Raw genomic sequence first — 607 nt, 5'->3', positions numbered from 1 at the left:
AGCTTACTGGCTACCGACGTCCCTATACCAGGCATACTGGTCAGTTTATAATCAAAACTAAGCAGGATCTTCTCGATTTCCTGATCAAGCCCTGCTAATTCTTCTTTTTGATGTTCCAAGTCCCTTACTAAACTCGTTGTAATAAAATCTCTGGATTCCTGATATTCCCGAAAGGTATTTCCATCATTCTTAACGCAATCCAAAATCAACTCCGCTTTATCTTTCTTGGCAACACGGGATATTTCCTTAAATTCGATTGTTAGTTCTTCTGCTGTCTTTGCCTGCAAATGAACAGGGGATGGGTAGGTCTTCCAGAAATACATGGCACATTTTCCGTCTATCTCGCTGAAGAACTTACTGTAGCTGGGATACGCCATGGATATCTGCTCATGGAGTCCGTTCTTAAACCGAATACCGTCTTTCACCAGTAAATCTCTTCGATTTACCAGTTGTGACAACGTCCATTCGTTATCTTTTGGCTTTGCATCCGGCAAAGTATGTAATTGGTTAATTAAAACCGTTGCAACACAATACGCATCATGCTCATCATTTTTACGGAGCATAGGTGCACTTTTTCTCTGGTCATAAGCCAGAGCTGGATTAATGT

Annotated in this window: 1 protein-coding gene; it reads right to left on the bottom strand. The window is 41.2% G+C overall.

From position 1 onward, the window contains the following. Positions 1 to 607: IS110 family transposase (locus CRO04_RS26505; RefSeq protein WP_166432685.1), on the bottom strand; the 607-nt coding region annotated here is incomplete at both ends.

The sequence above is a fragment of the Lacrimispora amygdalina genome, from assembly GCF_900205965.1.
Taxonomy (GTDB): Bacteria; Bacillota; Clostridia; order Lachnospirales; family Lachnospiraceae; genus Lacrimispora; species Lacrimispora amygdalina_A.
Note: the sequence above shows the minus strand (reverse complement) of the source record. Positions and strands in the feature narration are given on the sequence as shown.